Genomic DNA, 22,856 nt, shown 5'->3' with positions numbered 1-22,856 from the left:
ACCAGGAGACATTGTGGCGAGTCAGGGTCAGCGTTTCCGGCGTAAGGCGCTCCGCCGGGGATACAAGGTCGACGAGGTCGACGCCTTCCTGGACCGGGTGGAGGCGATACTCGCCGGCCAGCCGGTCGGCGCGCCCGTGGCCTCCCAGGAGGTCCACGACGTCGTCTTCCGGGTCCGCTTCAACGGCTACGACGAGTGGCAGGTCGACCTGCACCTCGACCGGGTGGAGCGGCAGCTCGCCGAGCTGGAGGAGCGCAGTGGCGCCCCCGGCGGGCGGGGTGGCGACCCGCGGATGGGCGACCGGCTCGGCCCGCCGATGCGCGACGACCGTGGCCTCTCGCCGGTGCCGCAGCCCCCGATGCCGCCCCGGTCGATGCCCGCCCAGGCCGGCCCGCCCGCCGACCGCTACGGCAACCGCTACGACGAGCCGACCGGCGCCTTCGCCGGCGGGTACGACGGCCCGCGCGGCGGCTACGACGCGCCCCGCGGCCCGGGCGGCCCCGGCCCGATGGGTCCCGGCGCCCCGATGGGGCACGGCGGCCCGCCCTCCCGCGGCCTGCCCCCCGGCCCGGGCGGCTACGGCCAGGACGAGCGCTTCGACGGCTTCGAGGCCGGCCGGCACGGCCGCGCCGACATGACCGCCGAGATCCGGATGCCCGAGCGGGACCTGCGCGGCCGTGGCCCGGCCGGTCCGCCGCCGCTGCCCCAGCAGGGCTACGGCCCGGACCAGGGCTACGGCGGCCCGGAGCAGGGTTACGGCGGCCCGGAGCAGGGCTACGGCGGCGGCCCGGGGATGTCCGGCCCGCCGATGGCCGGTCCGCCGATGGTGGGCCCGCCGATGGCCGGCCCGCCCGGGAGCGACCTCTACCGGGTGGACCAGATCCGCCGCAGCTTCCAGGTGCGCCGGTTCGGCAGCGGGTACGACCCGGACCAGGTCGACCGGTTCTTCGAGACGCTGCTCGGCGGCATGCAGGGCCGCAACCCGATGCCGGTGAACCCGAAGGACCTGGACACCCTGCGCTTCGGGCTGGTGCCCGGCGGCTACTTCGAGGCCGAGGTCGACGCCGCGCTCAAGGACGTGCAGGACATCCTGCTGGGCCGCTGAGCCCGCGCACGACGACGAAGGGCCCGCCCCCGATCGGGGGCGGGCCCTTGCGCGTACCGGTCGAAACGCGTGCCGGTCAGGACCGCAGGCCGTTGCGGCGCAGCACCGCGTCGCCGATGACGATGGCCAGCAGCAGCGCCGCGAGCCCGAACAGCCAGATGTTCTCCACGTTGCCCTCGTGGTTGCCGCAGAGCGCCATGACCACCAACACCACCGCCGACAGCACCGCCCCGATCCGTCCGGACCTGCGGTGTCCGGGCTTGTGCTGATCTGGCGCGGTTACCGGCTCGCTTCCTGCCACTGTCGGTCCTTCCCTCGCGATCGGATCTCCGGTTAGTCTGGCACGCCCCGTGGCGGCCCCGGTGCGGGGTCCGACCTGATGGGGGACACGTGACCCGCGAGGACGACCGCGAGCTGTACAAGCGGGCCCGGCACGCGTGGGAGGCCGAGGACTGGCCGGTCGCCGGGGAGCTGTGGGAGCGCCTGGCCCGCCGGTACCCGGACATCCCCGCGGCCGAGTCGTGGTGGTACAACGCCGCGCTGGCGCACAAGTTCCTGCGGAACTGGGCGAAGGCGTACGACCTGGGACGGGAGGCGGCCGCCCGGTCGACGCCCGGCCGCGAGGACCCGGCGTTCTGGAACCTGGGCATCGCGGCGACGATCATGGAGGACTGGGCGACGGCACGGGACGCCTGGTCGGCGTACGGGCTGAACGTTCCGGACGGCGAGGGCGAGATCGAGGCGGACTTCGGCACCACTCCGATCCGCCTCAGCGGCGGAGAGGTGGTCTGGGCCCGGCGGCTGTGCCCCACCCGCGCCCGGGTGCTGAACGTGCCGACGCCGGCGTCCGGCCGGCGGTTCGGCGAGGTCGTGGTGCACGACGGCGCGCCCAACGGCGAGCGGACGGTGGACGGCCGGACGTATCCGGTCTTCGACGAGCTGCTGCTGTTCCGGGCCTCGGAGCTGCCGACCACCACCGTCGAGGTGGTCGCCGGCACGCCGGAGGACGTCCGCGCCCTGGCCGCGCTCTTCGACGAGCACGGGTACGCGGCCGAGCCGGCCAGCGGCGTGCAGGCCCTGTGCGCCTGCTGCAGCGAGGGGACCGTGCACCAGGACCGCGACCACCACGTCGCCGGCGGGCAGCGGGTGCACCTCGCGGCGCCGGTGGACCGCGTCGCCGGGCTGATGGACGCCTGGTGCGCGTCGGCTCCACGGCGGCGGAACTGGACCGGAGCGGTCGAGGGCTGACGCACCCGGGCCGTTGGACCTGTCCGGCGGGGGCGGAGGGCCACTACCGGCGTCGCGGAACGGCGACCACACTGCCTCCGGTAGCGTCTTGACGTACGCCTGATGTCTTTTTGAGGGGGACTGCGGTGCGAGTGACCGGTACGGGCCATGCCAGCATGCGGATCGACACGGCCGCGGGCAGCATCCTGTGCGACCCGTGGGTCAATCCCGCCTACTTCGCCTCCTGGTTCCCCTTCCCCGACAATTCCCAGCTCGACTGGGCCACCCTCGGCCAGTGTGACTACCTGTACGTGTCACACCTGCACCGCGACCACTTCGACGCCAAGCACCTGCGGGACCACATCTCCAAGGACGCCACCGTCCTGCTCCCCGAGTTCCCCACCTCGGAGATGGAGGACCAGCTGCGGGAACTGGGCTTCACCAAGTTCCTCAGGGCGCCGAACGAGCAGGTCGTGGAGCTGCCCGGCGGCCTGAAGATCATGATCCAGGCGCTGACCAGCCCGACCGACGGCCCGATCGGCGACTCCTCGCTGTGGGTCGAGTACGACGGGGTCCGGCTGCTCAACCAGAACGACGCCCGCCCGGCCGACCTGACCGTCTTCGCCGAGCTGGGGCACGTGCACGCGCACATGCTGCAGTTCTCCGGCGCGATCTGGTATCCGATGGTCTACGAGCTGCCGCAGGCGGCGAAGACCGCGTTCGGCAAGCAGAAGCGGGACCGGCAGTTCGACCGCACCTGGCGCTACATCGACGACCTGAAGGCCGACCACGTCTTCCCGATCGCCGGCCCGCCCTGCTTCCTCGACGACTCGCTGTGGCAGTTCAACGACATCTTCGGCGACGAGGGCAACATCTTCCCGGACCAGTCCGTCTTCCTGGCCGAGTACGCGAAGGTCGGCGGCACCAACGGCATCGTGCTCCTGCCGGGCAGCGTCGCTGAGGTCACCACCGAGGGCGCGACGACCACCCACCCGGTGCCGGTCGAGGAGTTCTTCGCCAACAAGGTCGCCCACCTTGAGGAGATGCGGGAGCGCAAGCGCCCGATCATCGAGGCGGAGAAGCAGTCCTGGCGGCACCCGGAGATCGACGTGCTCGGCGAGATGAAGCGCCGGATCGAGCCGCTGCTGGACGAGTCGATCTACCTGGCCAAGGGTGTGGGCGGCCCGGTCCGCTTCGACCTCGTGGGCTACGACGGGGAGAGCGTCGAATCCATCGTGGTGGACTTCCCCGGCAAGGAGGTCCGGCCGTACGCGGACGAGAAGGTTCGCTACCGGTTCCGTACCGAGCGGGCGCTGATCGAGCACCTGCTGCACATCGGCGAGGTGGACTGGGTCAACTCGCTCTTCCTCTCGTGCCGCTTCTCGGCGGCCCGGATCGGCCAGTACAACGAGTTCGTCTACGCGTTCTTCAAGTGCCTCTCCGAGGAGCGCCTCCAGTACGCCGAGGGCTGGTACGACGAGCACGAGCGGGCCGTCGACGCCGAGGACATCACCCTCGACGGCTGGGTGGTGCAGCGCCGCTGCCCGCACCTCAAGGCGGACCTGAGCCGGTTCGGCATCGTGGAGGGCGACCAGCTCACCTGCCAGCTGCACGGGTGGCGGTTCGACCTGTCCAGCGGCCGGTGCCTGACCAGCGTCGGGCACAAGATCCGCGCCCACCGGGCGGACGCGGACACTCCCGCCCCCGCCGGCGAGGCCGTCAGCTGAGTTTTCCCCCGCGCGCCGCCCCCGCCGGGTGACCATCAGGTCAGGAAGGGGGCGGCGTGACGGAGGCTGGCGGGAGACGGCGGGACTACCGCTACGTGCGTGACCGCGAGATGGGCCGGGACGCCTCCCGGGTGGAGACGTTCAGCGACGGTGTGTTCGCGGTCGTGCTGACGGTGATGGCCGTCGAACTGCTGCAGAACGGCCCGGCCCGGGATCCCGGCAAGCACCTTCCCGACGCCCTCGTCCACGCCTGGCCGACCTACCTGGCGTACGTGATCACCTTCGGGATCGCCGGCCAGATCTGGCTCGGCCATCACAACATGTGGCGGTACGTGGTCCGGGTCGACCAGGTTCTGCTCATGTTCAACCTGCTCGTGCTGCTCTTCGTGGCGGCGATCCCGTTCACCGCCGACCTGTTGTCGGACAACCTGCGCGGCAGCGAGACCGAGCAGCGGCTGACGGCCGTCCTCTACCTCGGCACCGTGCTGGGCGAGTCACTCTTCTTCAACCTGAGCTGGTGGTGGGCCCGCCGGCGCCGGCTGCTCCACCCCGACCTGGACCCGCAACTGGCCCGGGCGGTCTCGCGGCGGCTGGTGGTGCGTCCGCTGCTCTACACGATCGCCTTCGCCTTCGTCTTCGTCGACCCGATCCTCAGCCTGCTCCTCTACCTGCTGCTGCTCGTCGGCCTCTCCCTCATCCGCCGCCCCGGCGACCTGCCCCGTGCCGCCGCCGAGGCCGGCGGGTGAGGTCAGCGACCGAGGTCGCTGAGGATGCGCTGGGCGGCGTTGTGCCCGGCCGCGCCGATCACGCTGCCGGCCGGGTGGCAGCCGGCGCTGCCCGCGTAGACGCCGTCGATTCCGGTGGCGTACGGCATCCGGTCGGTGAACGAGACGGTGTTGTCGACGTGGTGGATGTGGCCGCCGGTGATGCCGAAGTGCGCCTCGATGCCCGGCGGGGGCAGCGGCACCGCGTCGGCGATCAGCTCCCGGGTGCCCGGGGCGTACCGCTCGCAGATGTCGATGAGGCGGTCGACGTAGCCGGGCAGCGCCGCGTCCCAGGTGGTGCCGGCCAGCTCGTAGGGGACCGACTGGACGAAGAGGGCCGACGAGTGGTGCCCGGCGCCGTCGGAGAGCGACGGGTCGACCGTGGTGTGCAGGTACCACTCGATGGTCGGCTCCTCGGGCAGCCGCCCGGCCTGTACGTCCGCCCACATGGCGCGCAGCGCGGCCATCGGCGGCTCGCCGCCCGCGCCGACCAGCGAGGCCGAGCCGGGGAGCAGGTGGATGGTGGAGCCGAACGGGCTCGGCGCGTCCGCCGGCAGGCAGGAGAAGCGGGGCAGGCCGGTGAGCGCCAGGTTGAGCTTGAGCGTGGTGCCGGGCCGGCGGACCGCCGCCATCCGCGCGCCCAGCTCCGCCGGGAGCGCGCCGTCGGGCAGCAGGTCCATCAACCGGTACGGGTCGCAGGCCCCGAGCACCACGGAGGCGGCCACCTCCCGCCCGTCGGCCAGCACCACCCCGCCGGCCGCGCCGCCGTTGAGGGTGACCGCGGTGACCGGAGCGCCGGTCACGATGCGGGCGCCGGCCGCGCGGGCGGCGTCGGCGAAGGTCCGGGAGACCGTGCCCATGCCGCCCTGGGCAATCATCCAGGTGCCGCCCGAGCCGGGCAGCCGGCACATGTTGTGCACCAGGAAGTTGTGCCCGGTGCCCGGGTCGTCCGGGCCGGCGTTCAGGCCGGAGAGGCCGTCGGTGACCGCGTACATGCTGACCAGCAGCTCGGAGCGGAAGTCGAAGCGGGCCAGGTAGTCGGCGACGGAGCCGCGGACCAGGTCGACGAAGACCTGTCGCAGGGCGGGACGGACGTACCGTTCCGCGATGCCCTCCACCGGCAGCGGCTCGGCCAGCCAGGCCGGCGCCAGGTCCTCCCGGAGCTGGGCCAGTTCGGCCTGGAGCGCGTCGTCGGCGGCCGCGTCCTCGGGGGAGAACATCTCCGCGACCTGCCGCCGGGAGGACGCGGCGTCGCTGCCGAAGAGCAGGTACGGCGAGCCCAGCCCGCCCGGGGTGGGCAGGAAGTAGTGCGGGTCGCGGCGCAGCACCGGGATCGTCACGTCGAGGGTGGCGAGCAGTTCCGGCGGCATCAACCCGAGCAGGTACGACCCGGTGGAGTGCCGCAGCCCGGGCAGCTTGGGGAACGGATTCTCGGTGCGGGTGGCCCCGCCGATCACCTCGGCCGCCTCCAGCACCAGCACGTCGAGGCCGGCGCGGGCCAACAGGATCGCCGAGACCAGGCCGTTGTGCCCGGAGCCGACCACGACGACGTCGGCGCGGGACGGCAGTTCACTCGCTTCGCTCATGCCCGGGCAGCCTAGTGGCGCGGAACCCCGTCCGGGGAGGGGTCGGCGGAGCGGAACTGGGCCAGCAGCGTGCCCAGCTCGGTCTCGAAGAGCGCCTCGGGCCGGTCGACCGCCCAGCCGAGGTGCCCGAAGACCTCCATGGCGACCAGGCCGTAGAGCCGGGTCCAGGCGGAGAGGAACGCGTACGCGACCTGGATCGGCAGGTCGCCGTGCTTGGCGGCCAGCGGGGCGAGGTGCCCGCCGAGGCGCTGCTGGAGCAGTTCGGCCGGCGGGGTGGGCAGCCGGGCGCCCCGGGTGAGCGCGACGAACGGGGTGAGGAAGACCGCGCCGAAGCGCGCCCCCGGGTGGCCGGGGTCGACGCACTGGTCGGCGAACTCGCGCAACCCGGGCGCCGGGCTGCCGAAGATCAGGGTGAACTCGGCGGGGTGACCGACGGCCCAGCGCCGCATGGCCCGGCACATCTCGACGAGCTGGTCGCCCGGGTCGGCGCCGGCCGCGTCCCGGGCCGCCTCGATCTCCCGGCGCAGCTCGTCGTAGAGGTCTCCGGCGAGCGCGACGACCAGCGCCTCCAGGCTGGGAAAGTAGCGGTAGATGGCCGGGGCGGTCATGCCCATGTCGCGGGCGATGGCCCGCAGCGAGACCGCCTCGACGCCGCCGGTCACGAGGAGCCGCCGGGCCGCGTCCTTGATCTCGGCGAGGGTCGCCGTACGCAGGCGTTCCCGCCGGGTGGGTGCGGTCATCCGTCGACCCCCTTGACCGGAGCGAACAGCGTTGCCATAGTTAACGCCGTTCACTTTACTGAGCGATGGTTACTGGCTACGACCTTAACGGTCGGTGAGGGGCATGGCGATGTTCGCCTGGTGGGGGCGGGTGGTCGTACGGGCGCGCTGGGCCGTGCTGGCCGCCGCGGCGGCGCTCGTGGTGGTCGGCTCGACCTGGGGCGCCGGCGTCTTCGGCGAGCTGACCGGCGGCGGCTTCGAGGACCCGGCCAGCGAGTCCAGCCGGACCGCGCAACGGGTCACCGCCGAGCTGGGCCGGCAGGGCGCCGACGTGATCGTGCTCTGGTCCAGCGACAGCGCCACCGTCGACCAGCCCGCCTTCCGCGACCCGGTCACCCGCACCGTCGCCGGGCTCCGCGAGCGCTCCGCGGTGACCAGCGTGACCACCTGGTACGACAGCCCCGCCCCGGCCCTGGTCGCCACCGACCGCCGGGCCACCTACGCGCTCATCCGGCTGGCCGGGGCGGACGACGACGCGCGGGCGGAGCAGTTCGAGGCGCTGCGCCCCGCGCTGGACGCACCCGGGCTGCGCACGGAGGTCGGCGGCACGGTCGCCTTCCAGCACTACGCCAACACCCAGACCACCGAGGACATCACCCGCGCCGAGACGCTCTCCATGCCGGTGCTGCTGGTGCTCCTCGTGCTGATCTTCGGCGGGCTGGTCGCCGCCACCACCCCGCTGCTCATCGGCGGGCTGGCCATCCTCGGCGCCTTCGTCGCGGTGCGGCTGGTCAACCTGGTCACCGACGTGTCGATCTTCGCGATCAACATCATCACGCTGATCGGCCTCGGCATGGCCGTCGACTACGCCCTCTTCGTGGTCAGCCGGTTCCGCGAGGAACTCGCCGCCGGGCACGACACCGGCGCGGCGATCCGCCGCACCATGGCCACCGCCGGCCGCACCGTGCTGGTCTCCGGCCTCACCGTGGCGCTCGCCCTGGCCAGCCTGCTGATCTTCCCGCAGGCGTTCCTGCGCTCGATGGGGCTCGGCGGCGTGGCCGCCGTGCTGGTCGCCATGCTGGCCGCGCTCACCGTGCTGCCGGCCCTGCTGGCGGTGCTCGGCCACCGGATCGACGCGGTGCGCGTACCCCTGCCGTGGCGGCGTCGGGCGCGGCGCGGGGGGCCGGCGGCGGCTGACGCGGGTGGCGCCTGGGCCCGGATCGCGCGCAGCGTGATGCGCCGCCCGGTGCGTTACCTGGTCGGGGTCGCGGTGCTGCTCGCCGTGCTGGCCACGCCGTTCCTGCGGATCACCTTCGGCGGCTTCGACGAGCGGGTGCTGCCCGCCGACGCCGCGCCCCGGGTGGTCGCCGAGCGGATCGCCGACGAGTTCCCCGGCGGCCAGGTCGCCCCGATCGACGTGCTGGTCTCCGGCGCCCCGGCCGACGCGGCGCGCGGGCTCGCCGACCGGATCGCCGCGGTGCCCGGGGTGACCGGCGTGCAGGTGGCCGCGCAGCGCGGGGGGAGCACGCTGCTCTCGGTGAGCTACCCGGGGGAGCCGACCGGCGACGTGGCCCAGCGGGTGGTCCGCGACCTGCGCGACCTGCCCGTGCCGGCCGGGGCCGAGCTGCTGGTCGGCGGGCGGCCCGGCGCCGATCGGGACCTGCTGGACAGCCTCGGCGACCGGCTGCCCTGGATGGCCCTGCTGATGGCCGGCGCCACCCTGCTGCTGCTCTTCCTCGCCTTCGGCTCGGTGGTGCTGCCGGTCAAGGCGGTGCTCATGAACCTGGTCTCGATCGGCGCCTCGTTCGGCGTCATGGTCTGGATCTTCCAGGACGGTCACCTCGCCGGCCCGCTCGGTTTCACCCCGACCGGGTTCATCGAGCCGAGCAACCCCATCCTCATGCTCGCCGTGCTCTTCGGGCTGGCCACCGACTACGAGGTGTTCCTGCTCAGCCGGGCCCGCGAGGAGTGGGACCGGACCGGGGACAACACCGGCGCGGTGGCCGCCGGCCTCCAGCACACCGGGCGGATCATCACGGCCGCCGCGCTGCTGCTGATCATTGTGGTGGCCGGCTTCACCACCGGCGGCATGTCCTACATCAAGCTCATCGGGGTCGGCATGATCGTGGCCATCGTGGTCGACGCGACCCTGGTCCGCGCCCTGCTCGTGCCGGCCACCATGCGCCTGCTCGGCCGCTGGAACTGGTGGGCCCCCGGCCCGCTGGCCCGCGTCTACCGCCGCTACGGCCTCCGCGAGACCGACTCCGAGGGACCGGCGGCGGCGCGGGCGGCGCGCCAGCGGGAGAACGCCAGCGTGGCCGAGTAACCGGCCAGCACGATCACGTGGAACAGGTAGAGCCAGAGCAGCACCGCGACTCCGCCGCCGATCTCCTCGAACCCGCCGAACGGCACCCCCAGCCTCAGCGGCAGCGAGCAGAACAGCACGAAGCCGTGCAGGAAGCCGGAGAGGTTCGCCGCGGTGAACGAGCCCAGGCCCAGCGTGGCCAGCCAGTCCGGGGCGGCCGGCCCGACCACCCGGAACACCCACATCAGCACCGGGGTGAGCACCAGCCAGGTGGCCAGGAAGGAGAGCACCACGCCGAGCGCGCCCACCCAGCCGCCCTGCTTGACCAGGTGGGTGGTGAGCGGCAGCGCCAGCAGGACCGACAGCAGCAGCGCCGGGGCCGGGGCGAGCAGCGGGAGCAGCAGCAGCCGGCCCCGCCAACCGACCAGGGTCTCGGCCTGGCCGGGCGGCGTGGCGACCGAGACGAACGCCCGGCGCAGGCCCTCGCCGTAGAGCGACGCCGGCAGCAGCGAGGCCAGCGCCAGCACCGGGGTCAGCCCCAACCCGGCCTCCACGAGCGCGGCCGCCGCGCGGTCGGCGCCGATGTCGGTGGGCAGCGTGTCGATGGCGTACGCGGTGAGCCGGCGCACCCGGTCGTACCCCGCCACCAGCCCCGTGAGCCAGATCGCCAGCAGCGCCACCGGCACCACGGCGATCGCCCCGTAGAAGGTGATCGCGGCGGCGTGCAGCGAGAGGTCCCGCCCGCGCACCGGCCGGAACGCCGCGCCGGTGATCCGTTTCGCCCGCTGCCACCCCGCACCCATCGCCACCTCGTTCCCCCTGGGGTGGCCCGGCACGCATTACGATCCGGCGTGTGATCACCTCGACCGAGCGGCTGGTGGTCCGGGACTGGACCGAGTCGCCGGACGACCTGGCCCGGATCTACGACATCTACTCCCGCGACGAGGTGATGCGCTGGCTGGGCGGCGGCGCGGGGCGGATGACCGACCCGGCCGAGGCGACCGACCGGGTGCGCTCGTGGCGCGAGCGCTACGCGCCGTACGCCGGCCGCTGGGGCCTCTGGGCCATCGAGCCGCGCGAGGCCGGCCGGGCGGTCGGCAGCGTCCTGCTCAAGCCGCTGCCCGGGCGGGACGGGGTCACCCCCACCGACGACATCGAGGTCGGCTGGCACCTGCACCCCGACGCCCAGGGGCACGGCTACGCCACCGAGGCGGCCCGGGCCGTGCTGGAGCGCGAGTTCGCCACCGGCACCCGGCAGGTGTACGCGGTGGTGATGGCCGGCAACGAGCCGTCGATGGCGGTGGCCCGCCGGCTCGGCATGACCCACGTCGGCACCCGCACCGACTGGTACGGCGGCGCGGAACTGGAAACGTTCGTCCTCCGCGCGGCCTCTTGCACCGCAGTCTGACGCGGGGGAGTGAGGCTCCCAGCGGGCGCTCAGGAGGGCTGGGGAAGAATGGGCGGGTGACGTCTCCCCGCTCCCTCGTCCTGCTCGGCTCGACCGGCTCGATCGGCACCCAGGCCATCGACATCGTCCGGCGCAACCCGGACCGGTTCCGGGTGGTGGCCCTCGGGGCCGGCGGCGGCAACGTCGAACTGCTCGCCGCGCAGGCGCTGGAGCTGGGCGTGGAGGCGGTCGGGGTGGCCCGGGCATCCGCCGCCCAGGATCTCCAGCTCGCGTTCTACGCCGAGGCGAGCCGGCGCGGCTGGGCCACCGGCGACTTCCGGCTGCCCAAGATCGTGGCCGGGCCGGACGCGATGACCGAGCTGGCCGGGTGGCCCTGCGACGTGGTGCTCAACGGGGTGGTCGGCTCGCTCGGCCTCGCGCCGACGCTCGCGGCGCTGCGCGCCGGGCGTACCCTCGCCCTGGCCAACAAGGAGTCGCTGGTGGCCGGCGGCCCGCTGGTCAAGGCCGCGGTGGCGCGGCCGGGGCAGATCGTCCCGGTCGACTCCGAGCACTCGGCGCTGGCGCAGTGCCTGCGTGGGGGCGCCCGCGGCGAGGTGCGCCGGCTCGTGGTGACCGCCAGCGGCGGCCCGTTCCGGGGCCGGCGGCGCGACGAGTTGACCGAGGTCACGCCGGAGCAGGCGCTGGCGCACCCGACCTGGAACATGGGGCCGGTGGTGACGATCAACTCCGCCACCATGGTCAACAAGGCCCTGGAGGTGATCGAGGCGCACGAGCTGTTCGACGTGCCCTACGCCGACATCGAGGTGATGGTCCACCCGCAGTCGGTGATCCATTCGATGGTCGAGTTCACCGACGGCTCCACCCTCGCCCAGGCCAGCCCGCCGGACATGCGGCTGCCCATCGCCCTCGGTCTGGGCTGGCCGGACCGGGTGCCGGGGGCCGCCGCCGCGGTCGACTGGACGAAGGCACACAGCTGGGAGTTCTTCCCGCTCGACGACGCCGCGTTCCCGGCCGTCGCCCTGGCCAAGGCGGCCGGCGAGGCCGGGCGCTGCCGGCCGGCGATCTACAACGCGGCGAACGAGGAGTGCGTGGCGGCCTTCGTGGCCGGCCGGCTGCCCTTCCTCGGCATCGTCGACACCCTCGAGCGCGTGCTGGAGGACGCTCCCGACTTCGACGAACCAGGTACCGTCGAGGACGTGCTCGCCGCCGAATCGTGGGCACGGGCGCACGCCCAGGAGATCATCGTCGGGTCGGTGGAAGGAGCCTGATGAGTTACCTGCTCGGGGTGGCGCTGTTTGCCCTGGCGATCCTCGTCTCGGTGAGCCTGCACGAGGCGGGGCACATGCTCACCGCCAAGGCGTTCGGGATGAAGGTCACCCGCTACTTCGTCGGCTTCGGCCCGACGCTCTGGTCGTTCAAGCGGGGCGAGACGGAGTACGGCGTCAAGGGCATCCCGCTCGGCGGCTTCTGCAAGATCGTCGGGATGACCCCGCAGGACGACGACGTCGAACCGGGGGACGAGAAGCGCGTCATGTGGCGCTACCCGGTGTGGAAGCGGACGATCGTGATGTCCGCGGGCTCGATCACCCACTTCGCCCTGGCCCTGGTGACCCTCTGGATCCTCGCGGTCTCCGCAGGCCTGCCCAACCCGAAGTTCCCGAGCACGGAGGACGGCTTCAAGGCCGAGCCGGCCGTGATCGCCCTCGCCCCGTGCGTGGTCGTGGAGAACGCCGCCCGGGCCTGCCAGGCCGGCGACCCGGCCAGCCCGGCCGCGAAGGCCCAGCTCCAGGACGGCGACCGGATCACCTCGGTGAACGGCAAGCCGGTCGCCACGTGGGGCGACATGCTGGACGTGGTCCGCGCCACCCCGCCCGGCACGGCCACCGTCGAGTACGTCCGCGACGACAAGCCGGGCACCGCCACCGTCGACCTGGCCGCCGTGCAGCGCCCGCCGCTGGGCGACCCCAAGGGCGCCACGTCGGCGGTCTCCGCCCTCGGCGTCGCGCTCCAGCCGTCCACCCCCACCCTCGTCCAGTACGGTCCGGTCGGCGCGTTCGGCGCCACCGCCGACTTCACCGGCAACATGGCGGTGCAGACCCTGCACGCCATGCAGCGGATCCCGCAGAAGGTCCCCGCCCTGTGGACCGCCGTCACCGGTGGCGAGCGGGACGTGGACACCCCGATCAGCGTGGTCGGCGCCAGCCGGCTCGGCGGCGAGGCCGTGGAGAACAACGCCTGGCTGGTGTTCTTCATGCTCTTCGTCTCGCTGAACTTCTTCATCGGCGTGTTCAACCTGCTGCCGCTGCTCCCGCTGGATGGCGGTCACATCGCCATCGCCTGGTTCGAGCGGGCCCGCTCCTGGCTCTACGCCCGGATCGGCCGGGCCGACCCCGGCCGCGTCGACTACCTCAAGCTCATGCCCCTCACGTACGCGGTGATCCTCATCGGTGGCGCGTTCACGCTGCTGACCGTCACCGCGGACGTCGTCAACCCGATCACGCTCTTCTCAAGGTGAGTGCCTGAAGTGACCGCTGTCAGTCTCGGTATGCCCCCCGTACCGCCGCCGCCGCTCGCCCCGCGCCGGGCCAGCCGCCAGATCATGGTCGGTTCGGTGCCGGTCGGTGGGGGCGCGCCGGTCTCGGTGCAGTCCATGACCACCACCCTGACCGCCGACGTGAACGCCACCCTCCAGCAGATCGCCGAGCTGACCGCGTCCGGGTGCCAGATCGTCCGGGTGGCCGTGCCGTCCCAGGACGACGTGGAGGCGCTGCCGGCGATCGCCAGGAAGTCGCAGATCCCGGTGATCGCCGACATCCACTTCCAGCCGAAGTACGTCTTCGCGGCGATCGACGCCGGCTGCGCCGCGGTCCGGGTGAACCCGGGCAACATCCGGCAGTTCGACGACAAGGTCAAGGAGATCGCCAAGGCGGCCGGCGACGCGGGCGTGCCGATCCGGATCGGCGTGAACGCCGGCTCGCTGGACAAGCGCCTCCTGGCCAAGTACGGCAAGGCCACCGCCGAGGCGCTGGTCGAGTCGGCGCTCTGGGAGTGCTCGCTCTTCGAGGAGCACGGCTTCCGCGACATCAAGATCTCGGTCAAGCACAACGACCCGGTGGTGATGATCCGGGCCTACCGGCAGCTCGCCGAGAAGTGCGACTACCCGCTGCACCTGGGCGTGACCGAGGCCGGCCCGGCGTTCCAGGGCACCATCAAGTCCGCGGTGGCGTTCGGCGCGCTGCTGGCCGAGGGGATCGGCGACACCATCCGGGTCTCGCTCTCCGCCCCGCCGGTCGAGGAGATCAAGGTCGGCGCCGCGATCCTGGAGTCGCTGGGCCTGCGCGAGCGGGGCCTGGAGATCGTGTCCTGCCCGTCCTGCGGCCGGGCCCAGGTCGACGTCTACAAGCTCGCCGAGGAGGTCACCGCCGGCCTGGAGGGGCTGCCGGTGCCGCTGCGCGTCGCCGTCATGGGCTGCGTGGTGAACGGCCCGGGCGAGGCCCGCGAGGCCGACCTGGGTGTCGCCTCCGGCAACGGCAAGGGCCAGATCTTCGTCAAGGGCCAGGTGGTCAAGACCGTGCCCGAGAGCCAGATCGTGGAGACGCTGATCGAGGAGGCGCTGCGGATCGCCGACGAGATGGGCGCCGAGATCCCCGAGGAGCTGCGCGGCCTGGTGCCGGGCGGCGCCACGGTGACCGTGCACTGAGGCACCGACCCACCGACGACGTGCGGCCGCCCCACCGGGGGCGGCCGCACGTGTCGTCTCAGGCCCGCGCCACCGCCCGCGGCACGGCGGCGAACTCGGAGAGGGCGAACCACCGGGGCAGGCCCCGCCGCAGCGCCTCCGGCCCGACCACCTCCACGCCGCCGCCGCGCAGCGCCGCCGGCCAGTCCAGGTCGCCCAGCCACACCTGCACCAGGGCGCGCAGGCTCGCGGTCACCGTCACGGACACCTCGTGCCCGGGGTCCACGTCGCAGACGTCGGCCTCCCCGGTGGCGATGACGAGCCACCAGTCGCGCAGCGCCGCCGGCACGTCCCGGAAGCGGAAGTGCACGACGGTACGCCCCGCGGGCACCGCCTCATGGTCGACGTGCCGGTGCATGTCCCACAGCAGCAGCTTCGGGTCCAGGTCGGCGTCGCCCAGCTCGCCGATCCAGCGCACCCCCCAGGCGCCGAGCGCCTCGAGCACCGGCCGCAGCTCGCGTCCCGCCTGGGTCGGGACGTAGCGCACGTCGGCGCCGTCGACCTGCCGCTCCACCACGCCGGCGCGGACGAGCTGGTGCAGTCGCCGGGACAGCAGGGTGGGCGACATCCGCGGCAGCCCGCGGCGCAGCTCGTTGAAGCGCTCGGACCCGCTCACCAGTTCCCGGACGACGAGCAGCGTCCAGCGCTCGTCGAGCAGCTCCATGGCCTTCGCGACCGGGCAGAACTGGTGGTAGGAGGCCCCCATGGCCGGGACGCTACGCCGGGGCCGACCGCGGGACCAGGAACCTGTCGGGACCGGTACACATCTCGTACTGGGGGGCCGCTCCTCGGCTGCCTACCGTCCCCCTCAGGACGACGCGGAGGAGCAGGCGATGATCGACGAAGTGGAGCAGGACCGGGCCGTGAAGGCCGGGCACCGGCGGATGTGGGCCCTCGGCAGCTACGCCACGGTCGCCGCGGAGGTCATCCCGGAGCTGGGGGAGACCCTGGTCCGGGCGGCCGGGGTCGGCCCAGGCGACCGGGTACTGGACGTCGCGGCGGGCACCGGCAACGCGGCCCTACCGGCGGCGCTGGCCGGGGCCGAGGTGGTGGCCAGCGACCTGACCCCGGAGCTGCTGGAGATCGGGCGGGATCTCGCGGCGCGGCGCGGGGTGAAGCTGGACTGGCAGCAGGCCGACGCGGAGGCGCTGCCGTACGCCGACGGGGAGTTCGACCGGGTGCTGTCCTGCGTGGGGGTGATGTTCGCGCCCCGGCACCGGGCCGCCGCCGACGAACTGGTCCGGGTCTGCCGGCCGGGCGGCACGATCGGCCTGGTCAACTGGACTCCGGCGGGCTTCATCGGGCAGTTGTTCGCCACCATGAAGCCGTACGCGCCCCCGCCGCCGCCCGGCGCGCAGCCGCCGCCGCTCTGGGGCGACGAGGAGCACGTCCGAGCCCTGCTCGGTGACCGGGTCACCGATCTCGTGCTGCGCCGCGAGGCGGTCGCCGTGGACCGGTTCGCCGCTCCCGAGGAGTTCCGCGACTACTTCAAGGCCCACTACGGGCCGACGATCGCGGTCTACCGGGCCAACGCCGCGAACCCCGATCGGGTCGCCGCGCTCGACAACGACCTCGCGGACCTGGCCCGGCGGCACCTCGACGCCGGGGTGATGCGTTGGGAGTACCTGCTGGTCACCGCGCGCCGGCGCGGCTGACGGCGACGCCGGCCGGGGTGGCGGTCCCGTGGCCACCCCGGCCGGCGAACGTCATGCGCGGACTCACTCCGACTCGGCGAGGATGGCGTACAGCTTGCGCCGGGTCTCGTCGAGCACCTGGGCGGCGCGCGCCCGCTGGTCGTCGGTGCCGGTCATCATCACCTGCCGCAGCGCGTTCATGGCCTGCGCGCCGGCGTCGCGGATGTCGTGCCAGCTGTTCACGGTCTGCTCGGCGAACTCGCCCCAGGGTGGGGTCTGCGCCGCCTCGGCGGCCTCGGCCTGCCCCTGCTCGGTCAGGGCGAACCGCTTCCGTCCGCCGTCGGAGTCGGCGGCGGCCGCGATGACGCCCTCGTCCTCCAGCAGTTGCAGGGTCGGGTAGATCGAGCCGGGGCTGGGCCGCCAGGCCCCGCCGGTCCGGGAGTCGATCTCCTGGATCATCTCGTAGCCGTGCATCGGCCGCTCGGTGAGCAGGGCCAGCACGGCGCCGCGCACGTTGGGCCGGCGGCCACGCCCGCGGCCCCGACCACCACCCCGGCCGTGGCCGTGGCCGTGCGGTCCGGGCGGGAACGGCGGCGGCCCCGGGGGTACGGGCGGGAAACCGAAGCCCCGCATCCGCATCTCGTCGTGCATGGCGTGCATCCGGCGGTGGAAACCCATCGGGCTCTCCTTCGGTCGTCCCATCACTGATGCATCAACGATATATCGGCAATGCATCGCCGACAAGTCAAGGTGTGGGACGGGACTACAAACCGTACGTACGTCTTGCTAGGGTGTCGGCGTGCGCCTGCTTCCCGAACCGGGCCCGTCCCGGACCCTCGCCCTCTCCACCCTGGTCAACACCGTCGGTCGGGGCACCTGGCTCACCGCCAGCGCGCTCTTCCTCACCCGCTCGGTCGGGCTCACCGTGGCCCAGGTCGGCCTCGCCCTCACCATCACCGCGTTGGTGAGCCTGGTGACCAGCGCGCCGATGGGCTACCTGGCCGACCGGCTGGGCCCGCGTGGGCTCCAGATCACCGCGCTGCTCGCCTCCGCCGGGTTCACCGCCGCCCTGGTGGCCGTCCGCTCCTTCGCCGGGTTCCTGGTGGTCGGGGTGCTGATGGCGGTCGCCGACTCGGCCACCCGGGGCGCCCGGGGAGCGCTGATCGCCGGCGCGGTGCCGGCGGACCAGCGGGTGCGCACCCGGGCCTACCTGCGCGCGGTCACCAACGTCGGCATCTCGGTCGGCACGGTGCTGGCCGGCGTCGGCCTGGCCGCCGACACCCGGACGGCGTACGTGTCGCTGATCCTGCTCGACTGCGCCACCTACCTGCTGGCCGCGGCGGTGCTGCTCCGGCTGCCACCCGTGCCGCCGGTGCCGGCGCCCACCCACGGGCCGCGGCTGATCGCCCTGCGGGACCGCCCGTTCCTCGCCTTCACGGTGCTCGACGGGCTCATGTCGATGCACTTCAGCCTGATCAACATCGCCCTGCCGCTCTGGATCGCCGGGCACACCACCGCCCCGCGCTGGTTGATCTCCGCCTGCCTGCTGGTCAACACCGTGGTGGTGGTGCTCTTCCAGGTCCGCGCCTCCCGGGGCACCGAGGACCTCGCCGGGGCCGGTCGGGCGGCCCGCCGCGCCGGCGCGGTGATCGCGGTCGCCTGCGTGCTCTTCGCGGCCGGCGGGGGCGTGCCCGTCGCGGTGGCGGTGCCGTTGCTGCTCGCCGGCGCGCTGGTGCACGTGGTGGGGGAGTTGTGGCACGCGGCGGCGGGCTGGGGCATCTCGTTCGGGCTCGCCCCCGCCCACGCGCAGGGCCAGTACCAGGGCGCGTACGGGATGGGCATGCAGCTCGGCTCGATGATCGCCCCGGTGGTGGTGACCACGCTGGCGGTCGGCTGGGGTGTGCCGGGCTGGCTGCTGCTCGGCGGGCTTTTCCTGGTGCTCGGGCTGCTGGTGCCGCCGGTGGTGCGCTGGGCCGCACGGACCCGGCCCGCCGTGCCGGAGCCGGCGCCCGTTCCGGCCGGCTGAGCCGTCGCTCACCACCGATCGTCCGCCGTCTTCAGGTCGGCCCGCGCGGGCCGGGGTGCATCTGGCAGGCTGGTATCCGTGCTCACGGTGCCGGTACGCCAACTCGGGGAGTCGGAGCGCCGTGCGGTCGAACGGCTGCTCGACCTCGACCCCTACGCCGGCGCTCAGGTCGCCGAACGGGTGGCGGCGCGCGGGCTGGCCTGGTGGCGGGCCGAGGGGCGGATCCTCGGCTACGGTCCGCGCCGCAACCTGGAGTCGATCTGCTGGCTCGGTGGCAACCTGACCCCGGTGCTCGCCTCGGAGTCGGCGGTGGCCGCCTTCGCCGACCAGTTGAGCGCCGAGGAGCGGCTCTGTTCCTCGATCGTGGGCCGCGCCGACGCGGTGCTGGGGCTCTGGGACCGCCTCTCCGCCTACTGGGGGCCGGCCCGGGACGTACGCCCGAACCAGCCGTTGCTGGCCACGGACGCGCTGCCCGCCGTGGCGCCCGACCCGGAGGTGCGCCGCGTGCGCAGCGGTGAGGTCGACCGGCTCTTCCCGGCGGCGGTGGCGATGTACACCGAGGAGGTCGGGGTGTCGCCGCTGGCCGAGGACGGCGGGCGCGGCTACCGGCGGCGGGTGGGTGACCTGGTCCGCGCGGGCCGGGCCTACGCCCGGTTCGTCGACGGCAAGGTGATCTTCAAGGCCGAGCTGGCCGTGGTCACCCGGCGCACCGCCCAGGTGCAGGGGGTCTGGGTCGCACCGGAGTGGCGGGGCCGGGGCATCGCGACCGCGGCGATGGCGGCGGTGGTGCGGGACGCGCTGGAGCGCGTCGCGCCCTCGGTGAGCCTCTACGTGAACGACTTCAACCTGCCCGCCCGCCGGGTCTACGAGCGCTGCGGCTTCCGCCCGGTCGGCACGCTCGCCACCGTGCTGTTCTAAGGTCGCCGCCCCGGCGGCAGGGCCGGTCTGACGCCGAATCCCGGCCGCATGGCCGGGATCACGCCGCTTCCCGTTGCGCTGAACCGGACACCCGACGCTATGCTGGCCATGTTTTTGTACTGACCAGTCAGTTTAGAAGTCGGGAAAGCGGTGCGATGAAGATCGTCGAGGCCAGCGGGCTGGGTCTGCGGACCCGCCGCGGCTGGGTCTACCGGGACGTCGACCTCACCGCCGAGGCCGGCGAGCTGCACGCCGTCACCGGGCCGCCGGGCAGCGGGCGCACCTCGCTGCTGCTCGCCCTGGCCGGGCGCTTCCCGCACACCCACGGCGACCTGCGCCGCCGGGGGCCGGCCGCGCTCGGGCAGGTCGCCGGGGTGCACGAACCCGACCCCACGCTGACCGTCGCCGAGCACATCCAGGAACGGCTGCTGCTGCTCGGGCCGGTGCCGCGCCGCCGCCGGCAACTCGTCCCGGTCGCCGCCGTGCGGGCCCGCCGGGCCTATCGCCGCGACGCCTTCGCCGCCGCGATCGCCGGCGCCGGCTTCACCGACGCCCCGCTCGACCCCGACCGGTACGGCCGCGACCTCACCCCCGTCGAGCGGCAGGTGCTCGGGCTGGTGCTGGCCAGCCTGAGCGGCCCGAACCTGATCGTCGCCGACGACGTGGACGCCGGCGCCGACGCCCCCGAACGGGCCTGGATCTGGGCCGCCCTGGCCCGCCTCGCCGACCAGGGGTACGCCGTGGTCGCCAGCGCCCGCGCCGTCGAGCCGGGCGCGACCGCCATCGCGCACCGGATCGGTGACCCTGCGCTGCCCAGCCCCGCCCTCGTCGCCCCCCGCGCCGCCGCCGAGGCGGACCTGACCCCCGAGGTGACCGCATGAGTGTCGTTCGACTCGCGCTGTTCGAGCTGCGCCGGATGACCCGGGGCCGGCTGCCGCGCGCCGCGCTCGCCGTCCTCACCGTCATCCCGCTGCTCTACGGCGCCCTCTACCTCTACGCCTTCTGGGATCCGTACGGGAACCTCGACCGGATCCCGGTCGCCCTGGTCAACGCCGACCGGCCGGCGAAGGCGGGCGACGGCAGCGAGGTGCACGCCGGCAGGGACCTCACCGACGAACTGCTCGACCGGAAGGTCTTCGGCTGGACCGTGACCGACCAGGACGACGCCACCGACGGGCTCCGCGACGGCCGCTACCACCTGGTCTTCTCCATCCCGGCGGACTTCTCCGCCACGCTGGCGGCCAGCCCCGAGCCCGACCGGCCCGCCCGCCGGGGCGAGCTGAAGGTGGTCAACGACGACGCCACCAACTACCTTTCCGGGCTGCTCGCCCGCTCGGCCTTCAGCGAGATCCGGGCCGCCGCCGCGGAGAGCACCGCCGCGTCGTACTTCGACAAGATGCTGATCGGCTTCACCGACGCCAAGGCCGAGACCGGCCGGGCCGCCGACGGCGCCGGGAAGATCCACGACGGGCTCGGCACCTCCCAGCAGGGCGCCGGCCAGCTCGCCGACGGGCTGGGCACCGCCGAGGACGGCGCCGGCCAGCTCGCCGGCGGGCTGAACACCTCGGTGCAGGGCGCGACCAGGCTCGCCACCGGCCTGGACCAGCTCTACACCGGGGCGGCGCAGATCGCCGACGGCGCCAACCGGGCGGCAACCGAGACCCGCGCCGCCGCCAAGCAGGTCGACGCCGCGGCGGACAAATATGAGCCGCTGCTCCGCAAGAACGCCGGCGACATCCAGCGGGCCGCCACTGTGGTCGCCGAGGGCGCGCAGGCGCTCGCCGACGGCCTCGACGCGCTGCCGGCCAGGGCCGACGAGGTGGTCGGCCAGGCCGAGAAGGTGCGCGACCGGCTCGACGCGTTGGTCCAGGAGCACCCGGAACTGGCGGACGACCCGAACCTGACCGCCGCCCGCAAGGCCGCCGACCAGGCGGTCACCGCGGCCCGGGCCATGGTCTCCGCGCTCGACAAGACCGACCTCGCCGCGCTCAAGAAGCAGATGACCGAGGTCGCGCAGACCGCCCGTGAGGTGGCCGCCGCCGCGCCGCACCTGGCCGACGACGTCGCCTCCGCCCGGGCCAAGGTCGACCAGCTGGCCAGCGGGCTCACCACCCTGGCCCAGGGCAGCGCGCAACTGCGCGACGGGCTCGGCGATGCCGCGGACGGCGCCGACCAGCTCCGCGGTGGCCTCTACCGGCTCGCCACCGGCGCCCGGCAGCTCGACGGCGGCCTGGCCCAGCTCAGCACCGGCAGCAACCGGCTCGCCGACGGGCTGACCAAGCTGGAGGGCGGGGCCGGCGACCTCGCCGACGGGCTCGCCGCCGGGGAGAAGAAACTGCCCGGGTACGACGACGCGGGCAGCCGCGCCGACATCCTCGGCGACCCGGTCGGGCTGATCCGCCACTCCGACCACCCGGCCGACTCGTACGGGGTGGGCTTCGCCCCGTACTTCCTGGCCCTGGCGCTCTGGGTCGGCGCGATGATCACGTACATGCTGCTGCGGCCGGTGAACCGGCGGCACGTGATGTCCGGCGCGCCCGGCTGGCGGGTCGCGCTCGCCGGCTGGCTGCCCGCCGCGGGGATCGGGCTGGCCCAGGTCGCGGTGCTCTACACCGTGGTGACCCTGGCCCTCGGCCTCGACCCGCGGCACGGCCCGGCGACCTTCGGGCTGCTCGCGCTCACCTCGCTGGCGTTCACCGCGATCATGCAGCTGCTCGGCGTGGCGCTCGGCCCGGCCGGCCGGCTCGCCGCGCTGGCCCTGCTCATGCTCCAGCTCACCTCGTCCGGCGGCACCTACCCGGTGCAGACCTCGCCCGGCTTCTTCCAGGCCGTCCACCCGTGGCTCCCCATGACGTACGTGGTGGGCGGCCTGCGGCACTCCATCAACGGCGGGCCGGCCGGGCCGGTCGTCACCGGGGCGCTGGTGCTGCTCGCCTTCGGCCTGGGCGCCATGGCGCTCACCGTCGGCGCGACCCGCCGGTCCCGCCGGCTCACCCCGGCCAAGCTGCACCCGGAACTCACCATGTGAGGATGGGCGGGTGACGGACGGACGGACCCGCCGGCGGGAGGACACCCGGCAGCGCCTCTTCGTGGCGGCGGTGGAACTCATCGCCGAGCAGGGCTTCTCGGCCACCACGGTGGACGACATCGCGGCCCGGGCCGGGGTGGCGAAGGGGACCGTCTACTACAACTTCGAGTCGAAGACGGTCCTCTTCGAGGAGCTGCTGCGGCACGGCATCGGCCTGCTCACCGCCGACTTCCGGGCCGCCGTCGCCGGGCTGCCGCCGCGCGAGGCGCTCGCCGCGCTGGTCCGCGCCGAGCTGGGGTACATCCGTCGCTACCGGGCCTTCGCCCAGCTCCTGCTCTCGGAGATGTGGCGGACCAACCGGGAGTGGCAGCAGACCCTGCGGCTGCTGCGCGGCGAGGCGATCGAGGTGATCGCGGAGACCGTGCGCGCCGGGGTGGCCAGCGGCGACCTCCCCGCCGACCTGGACGTGCGCACGGCCAGCTCGGCGCTGTTCGGCGTCGGGCTGGTGGTGGCCGTGGACTGGCTGGTCTTCCAGCCGGACCGGCCCATCGAGGACGTGCAGGAGGCGCTGCTCGGCATCGTCCGCCGGGTCGCCCAGACGTGACACCGCAGCGGTAAATCGTTTGAGCGGCCAGGCCGGCCGGGTGAGGCTGGGGATACCGCCCCCACC

The 22,856-nt window shown here is 73.8% G+C and carries 21 protein-coding genes; 15 read left to right on the top strand and 6 right to left on the bottom strand.

What is annotated here, in order from left to right:
- The first annotated feature begins 13 nt into the window (after window positions 1-13).
- The gene (locus tag ABZV78_RS07175) at window positions 14-1,105 is read left to right on the top strand and encodes a DivIVA domain-containing protein (protein ID WP_355636142.1); all 1,092 of its coding nucleotides are present in this window, start codon (window positions 14-16) and stop codon (window positions 1,103-1,105) included.
- Window positions 1,106-1,181: 76 nt separating this feature from the next.
- Here ABZV78_RS07175 and ABZV78_RS07170 read toward each other — a convergent pair whose 3' ends face one another.
- On the bottom strand, window positions 1,182-1,406 hold the full coding sequence (locus ABZV78_RS07170; RefSeq protein WP_355636140.1) for a DUF2631 domain-containing protein: 225 nt from the start codon (window positions 1,404-1,406) through the stop codon (window positions 1,182-1,184).
- Between the two features lie 89 nt (window positions 1,407-1,495).
- Here ABZV78_RS07170 and ABZV78_RS07165 point away from each other — a divergent pair, with 89 nt between their 5' ends.
- The 3 genes from ABZV78_RS07165 to ABZV78_RS07155 all read left to right on the top strand — a co-directional run bounded on the left by ABZV78_RS07165 (window position 1,496) and on the right by ABZV78_RS07155 (window position 4,805).
- Window positions 1,496-2,353 carry a tetratricopeptide repeat protein gene (locus ABZV78_RS07165; protein WP_355636138.1) on the top strand — a complete coding sequence of 286 codons (858 nt, stop codon included), beginning with the start codon at window positions 1,496-1,498 and terminating at the stop codon, window positions 2,351-2,353.
- A 125-nt stretch (window positions 2,354-2,478) separates the two neighbouring features.
- Window positions 2,479-4,059, top strand: a complete 1,581-nt coding sequence (locus ABZV78_RS07160; protein ID WP_355636137.1) for a Rieske 2Fe-2S domain-containing protein — start codon at window positions 2,479-2,481, stop codon at window positions 4,057-4,059.
- A 110-nt stretch (window positions 4,060-4,169) separates the two neighbouring features.
- On the top strand, window positions 4,170-4,805 hold the full coding sequence (locus ABZV78_RS07155; RefSeq protein ID WP_355636168.1) for a TMEM175 family protein: 636 nt from the start codon (window positions 4,170-4,172) through the stop codon (window positions 4,803-4,805).
- Window positions 4,806-4,807: 2 nt separating this feature from the next.
- Here the strand turns inward: ABZV78_RS07155 and ABZV78_RS07150 are convergent, their stop codons facing one another.
- Both ABZV78_RS07150 and ABZV78_RS07145 read right to left on the bottom strand, forming a co-directional pair.
- Window positions 4,808-6,409, bottom strand: a complete 1,602-nt coding sequence (locus tag ABZV78_RS07150; protein WP_355636136.1) for an NAD(P)/FAD-dependent oxidoreductase — start codon at window positions 6,407-6,409, stop codon at window positions 4,808-4,810.
- 11 nt (window positions 6,410-6,420) lie between these two features.
- Window positions 6,421-7,149, bottom strand: coding sequence for a TetR/AcrR family transcriptional regulator (locus tag ABZV78_RS07145; RefSeq protein WP_355636135.1), 729 nt, complete (start codon window positions 7,147-7,149; stop codon window positions 6,421-6,423).
- A 103-nt stretch (window positions 7,150-7,252) separates the two neighbouring features.
- On the opposite strand from ABZV78_RS07145, the gene ABZV78_RS07140 reads away from it, so the two are divergent.
- Window positions 7,253-9,454 (top strand): MMPL family transporter, encoded by a 2,202-nt coding sequence (locus tag ABZV78_RS07140; protein WP_355636133.1) that lies wholly within the window; start codon window positions 7,253-7,255, stop codon window positions 9,452-9,454.
- Here the strand turns inward: ABZV78_RS07140 and ABZV78_RS07135 are convergent.
- Entirely contained in the window at window positions 9,370-10,236 is an 867-nt protein-coding gene (locus ABZV78_RS07135; protein ID WP_355636131.1) for a YhjD/YihY/BrkB family envelope integrity protein, read from the bottom strand. The genes ABZV78_RS07140 and ABZV78_RS07135 overlap by 85 nt on opposite strands.
- A gap of 50 nt (window positions 10,237-10,286) precedes the next feature.
- On the opposite strand from ABZV78_RS07135, the gene ABZV78_RS07130 reads away from it, so the two are divergent.
- Genes ABZV78_RS07130 through ispG form a run of 4 tightly spaced genes read left to right on the top strand, consistent with a single transcriptional unit; the run spans window position 10,287 to window position 14,541 of the window.
- Window positions 10,287-10,841 (top strand): GNAT family N-acetyltransferase, encoded by a 555-nt coding sequence (locus ABZV78_RS07130; protein ID WP_355636129.1) that lies wholly within the window; start codon window positions 10,287-10,289, stop codon window positions 10,839-10,841.
- A gap of 56 nt (window positions 10,842-10,897) precedes the next feature.
- Window positions 10,898-12,109: a 1-deoxy-D-xylulose-5-phosphate reductoisomerase gene (gene dxr, locus ABZV78_RS07125; protein ID WP_355636127.1), complete on the top strand. Its 1,212-nt coding sequence runs from the start codon at window positions 10,898-10,900 to the stop codon at window positions 12,107-12,109.
- A complete protein-coding gene (locus ABZV78_RS07120; RefSeq protein WP_355636125.1) occupies window positions 12,109-13,356 on the top strand; it encodes a site-2 protease family protein in 1,248 nt (415 codons plus the stop codon). Before dxr ends, ABZV78_RS07120 begins: the two co-directional genes overlap by 1 nt.
- 9 nt (window positions 13,357-13,365) lie before the next feature.
- The gene (ispG, locus tag ABZV78_RS07115; protein WP_355636123.1) at window positions 13,366-14,541 is read left to right on the top strand and encodes a flavodoxin-dependent (E)-4-hydroxy-3-methylbut-2-enyl-diphosphate synthase; all 1,176 of its coding nucleotides are present in this window, start codon (window positions 13,366-13,368) and stop codon (window positions 14,539-14,541) included.
- 58 nt (window positions 14,542-14,599) lie between these two features.
- Here the strand turns inward: ispG and ABZV78_RS07110 are convergent, their stop codons facing one another.
- On the bottom strand, window positions 14,600-15,286 hold the full coding sequence (locus tag ABZV78_RS07110) for a helix-turn-helix domain-containing protein (protein WP_355636121.1): 687 nt from the start codon (window positions 15,284-15,286) through the stop codon (window positions 14,600-14,602).
- Between the two features lie 127 nt (window positions 15,287-15,413).
- Between ABZV78_RS07110 and ABZV78_RS07105 the strand changes: the two genes are divergently transcribed.
- Complete coding sequence (locus ABZV78_RS07105) at window positions 15,414-16,235, top strand: class I SAM-dependent methyltransferase (RefSeq protein WP_355636119.1); 822 nt, start codon at window positions 15,414-15,416, stop codon at window positions 16,233-16,235.
- Window positions 16,236-16,298: 63 nt separating this feature from the next.
- On the opposite strand, the gene ABZV78_RS07100 is transcribed toward ABZV78_RS07105, so the two are convergent.
- On the bottom strand, window positions 16,299-16,892 hold the full coding sequence (locus ABZV78_RS07100; protein ID WP_355636117.1) for a PadR family transcriptional regulator: 594 nt from the start codon (window positions 16,890-16,892) through the stop codon (window positions 16,299-16,301).
- A gap of 121 nt (window positions 16,893-17,013) precedes the next feature.
- On the opposite strand from ABZV78_RS07100, the gene ABZV78_RS07095 reads away from it, so the two are divergent.
- From ABZV78_RS07095 to ABZV78_RS07075, 5 genes are all read left to right on the top strand, one after another.
- Complete coding sequence (locus tag ABZV78_RS07095) at window positions 17,014-18,240, top strand: MFS transporter (protein ID WP_355636115.1); 1,227 nt, start codon at window positions 17,014-17,016, stop codon at window positions 18,238-18,240.
- Window positions 18,241-18,318: 78 nt separating this feature from the next.
- Entirely contained in the window at window positions 18,319-19,158 is an 840-nt protein-coding gene (locus tag ABZV78_RS07090; RefSeq protein ID WP_355636114.1) for a GNAT family N-acetyltransferase, read from the top strand.
- A 155-nt stretch (window positions 19,159-19,313) separates the two neighbouring features.
- A complete protein-coding gene (locus tag ABZV78_RS07085; RefSeq protein ID WP_355636112.1) occupies window positions 19,314-20,039 on the top strand; it encodes an ATP-binding cassette domain-containing protein in 726 nt (241 codons plus the stop codon).
- Window positions 20,036-22,186, top strand: a complete 2,151-nt coding sequence (locus ABZV78_RS07080; protein WP_355636110.1) for a YhgE/Pip domain-containing protein — start codon at window positions 20,036-20,038, stop codon at window positions 22,184-22,186. Before ABZV78_RS07085 ends, ABZV78_RS07080 begins: the two co-directional genes overlap by 4 nt.
- A gap of 10 nt (window positions 22,187-22,196) precedes the next feature.
- Window positions 22,197-22,790, top strand: a complete 594-nt coding sequence (locus ABZV78_RS07075; protein WP_355636108.1) for a TetR/AcrR family transcriptional regulator — start codon at window positions 22,197-22,199, stop codon at window positions 22,788-22,790.
- Window positions 22,791-22,856: the final 66 nt, after the last annotated feature.

Origin of the sequence: Micromonospora sp. NPDC004540 (assembly GCF_040610095.1) — a bacterium.
Lineage (GTDB): Bacteria > Actinomycetota > Actinomycetes > Mycobacteriales > Micromonosporaceae > Micromonospora.
This window is presented reverse-complemented; position numbering and strand designations above follow the sequence as displayed.

Coding starts and splice junctions, on each gene's coding strand:
- ABZV78_RS07150 (WP_355636136.1), bottom strand. CDS start 6,409: ATGAGCGAAGCGAGTGAACTGCCGTCCCGCGCCGACGTCGTCGTGGTC.
- ABZV78_RS07145 (WP_355636135.1), bottom strand. CDS start 7,149: ATGACCGCACCCACCCGGCGGGAACGCCTGCGTACGGCGACCCTCGCC.
- ABZV78_RS07100 (WP_355636117.1), bottom strand. CDS start 16,892: ATGGGTTTCCACCGCCGGATGCACGCCATGCACGACGAGATGCGGATG.
- ABZV78_RS07155 (WP_355636168.1), top strand. CDS start 4,170: ATGGGCCGGGACGCCTCCCGGGTGGAGACGTTCAGCGACGGTGTGTTC.
- ABZV78_RS07135 (WP_355636131.1), bottom strand. CDS start 10,236: ATGGGTGCGGGGTGGCAGCGGGCGAAACGGATCACCGGCGCGGCGTTC.
- ABZV78_RS07085 (WP_355636112.1), top strand. CDS start 19,314: ATGAAGATCGTCGAGGCCAGCGGGCTGGGTCTGCGGACCCGCCGCGGC.
- ABZV78_RS07120 (WP_355636125.1), top strand. CDS start 12,109: ATGAGTTACCTGCTCGGGGTGGCGCTGTTTGCCCTGGCGATCCTCGTC.
- ABZV78_RS07105 (WP_355636119.1), top strand. CDS start 15,414: ATGATCGACGAAGTGGAGCAGGACCGGGCCGTGAAGGCCGGGCACCGG.
- ABZV78_RS07110 (WP_355636121.1), bottom strand. CDS start 15,286: ATGGGGGCCTCCTACCACCAGTTCTGCCCGGTCGCGAAGGCCATGGAG.
- ABZV78_RS07140 (WP_355636133.1), top strand. CDS start 7,253: ATGGCGATGTTCGCCTGGTGGGGGCGGGTGGTCGTACGGGCGCGCTGG.
- ABZV78_RS07080 (WP_355636110.1), top strand. CDS start 20,036: ATGAGTGTCGTTCGACTCGCGCTGTTCGAGCTGCGCCGGATGACCCGG.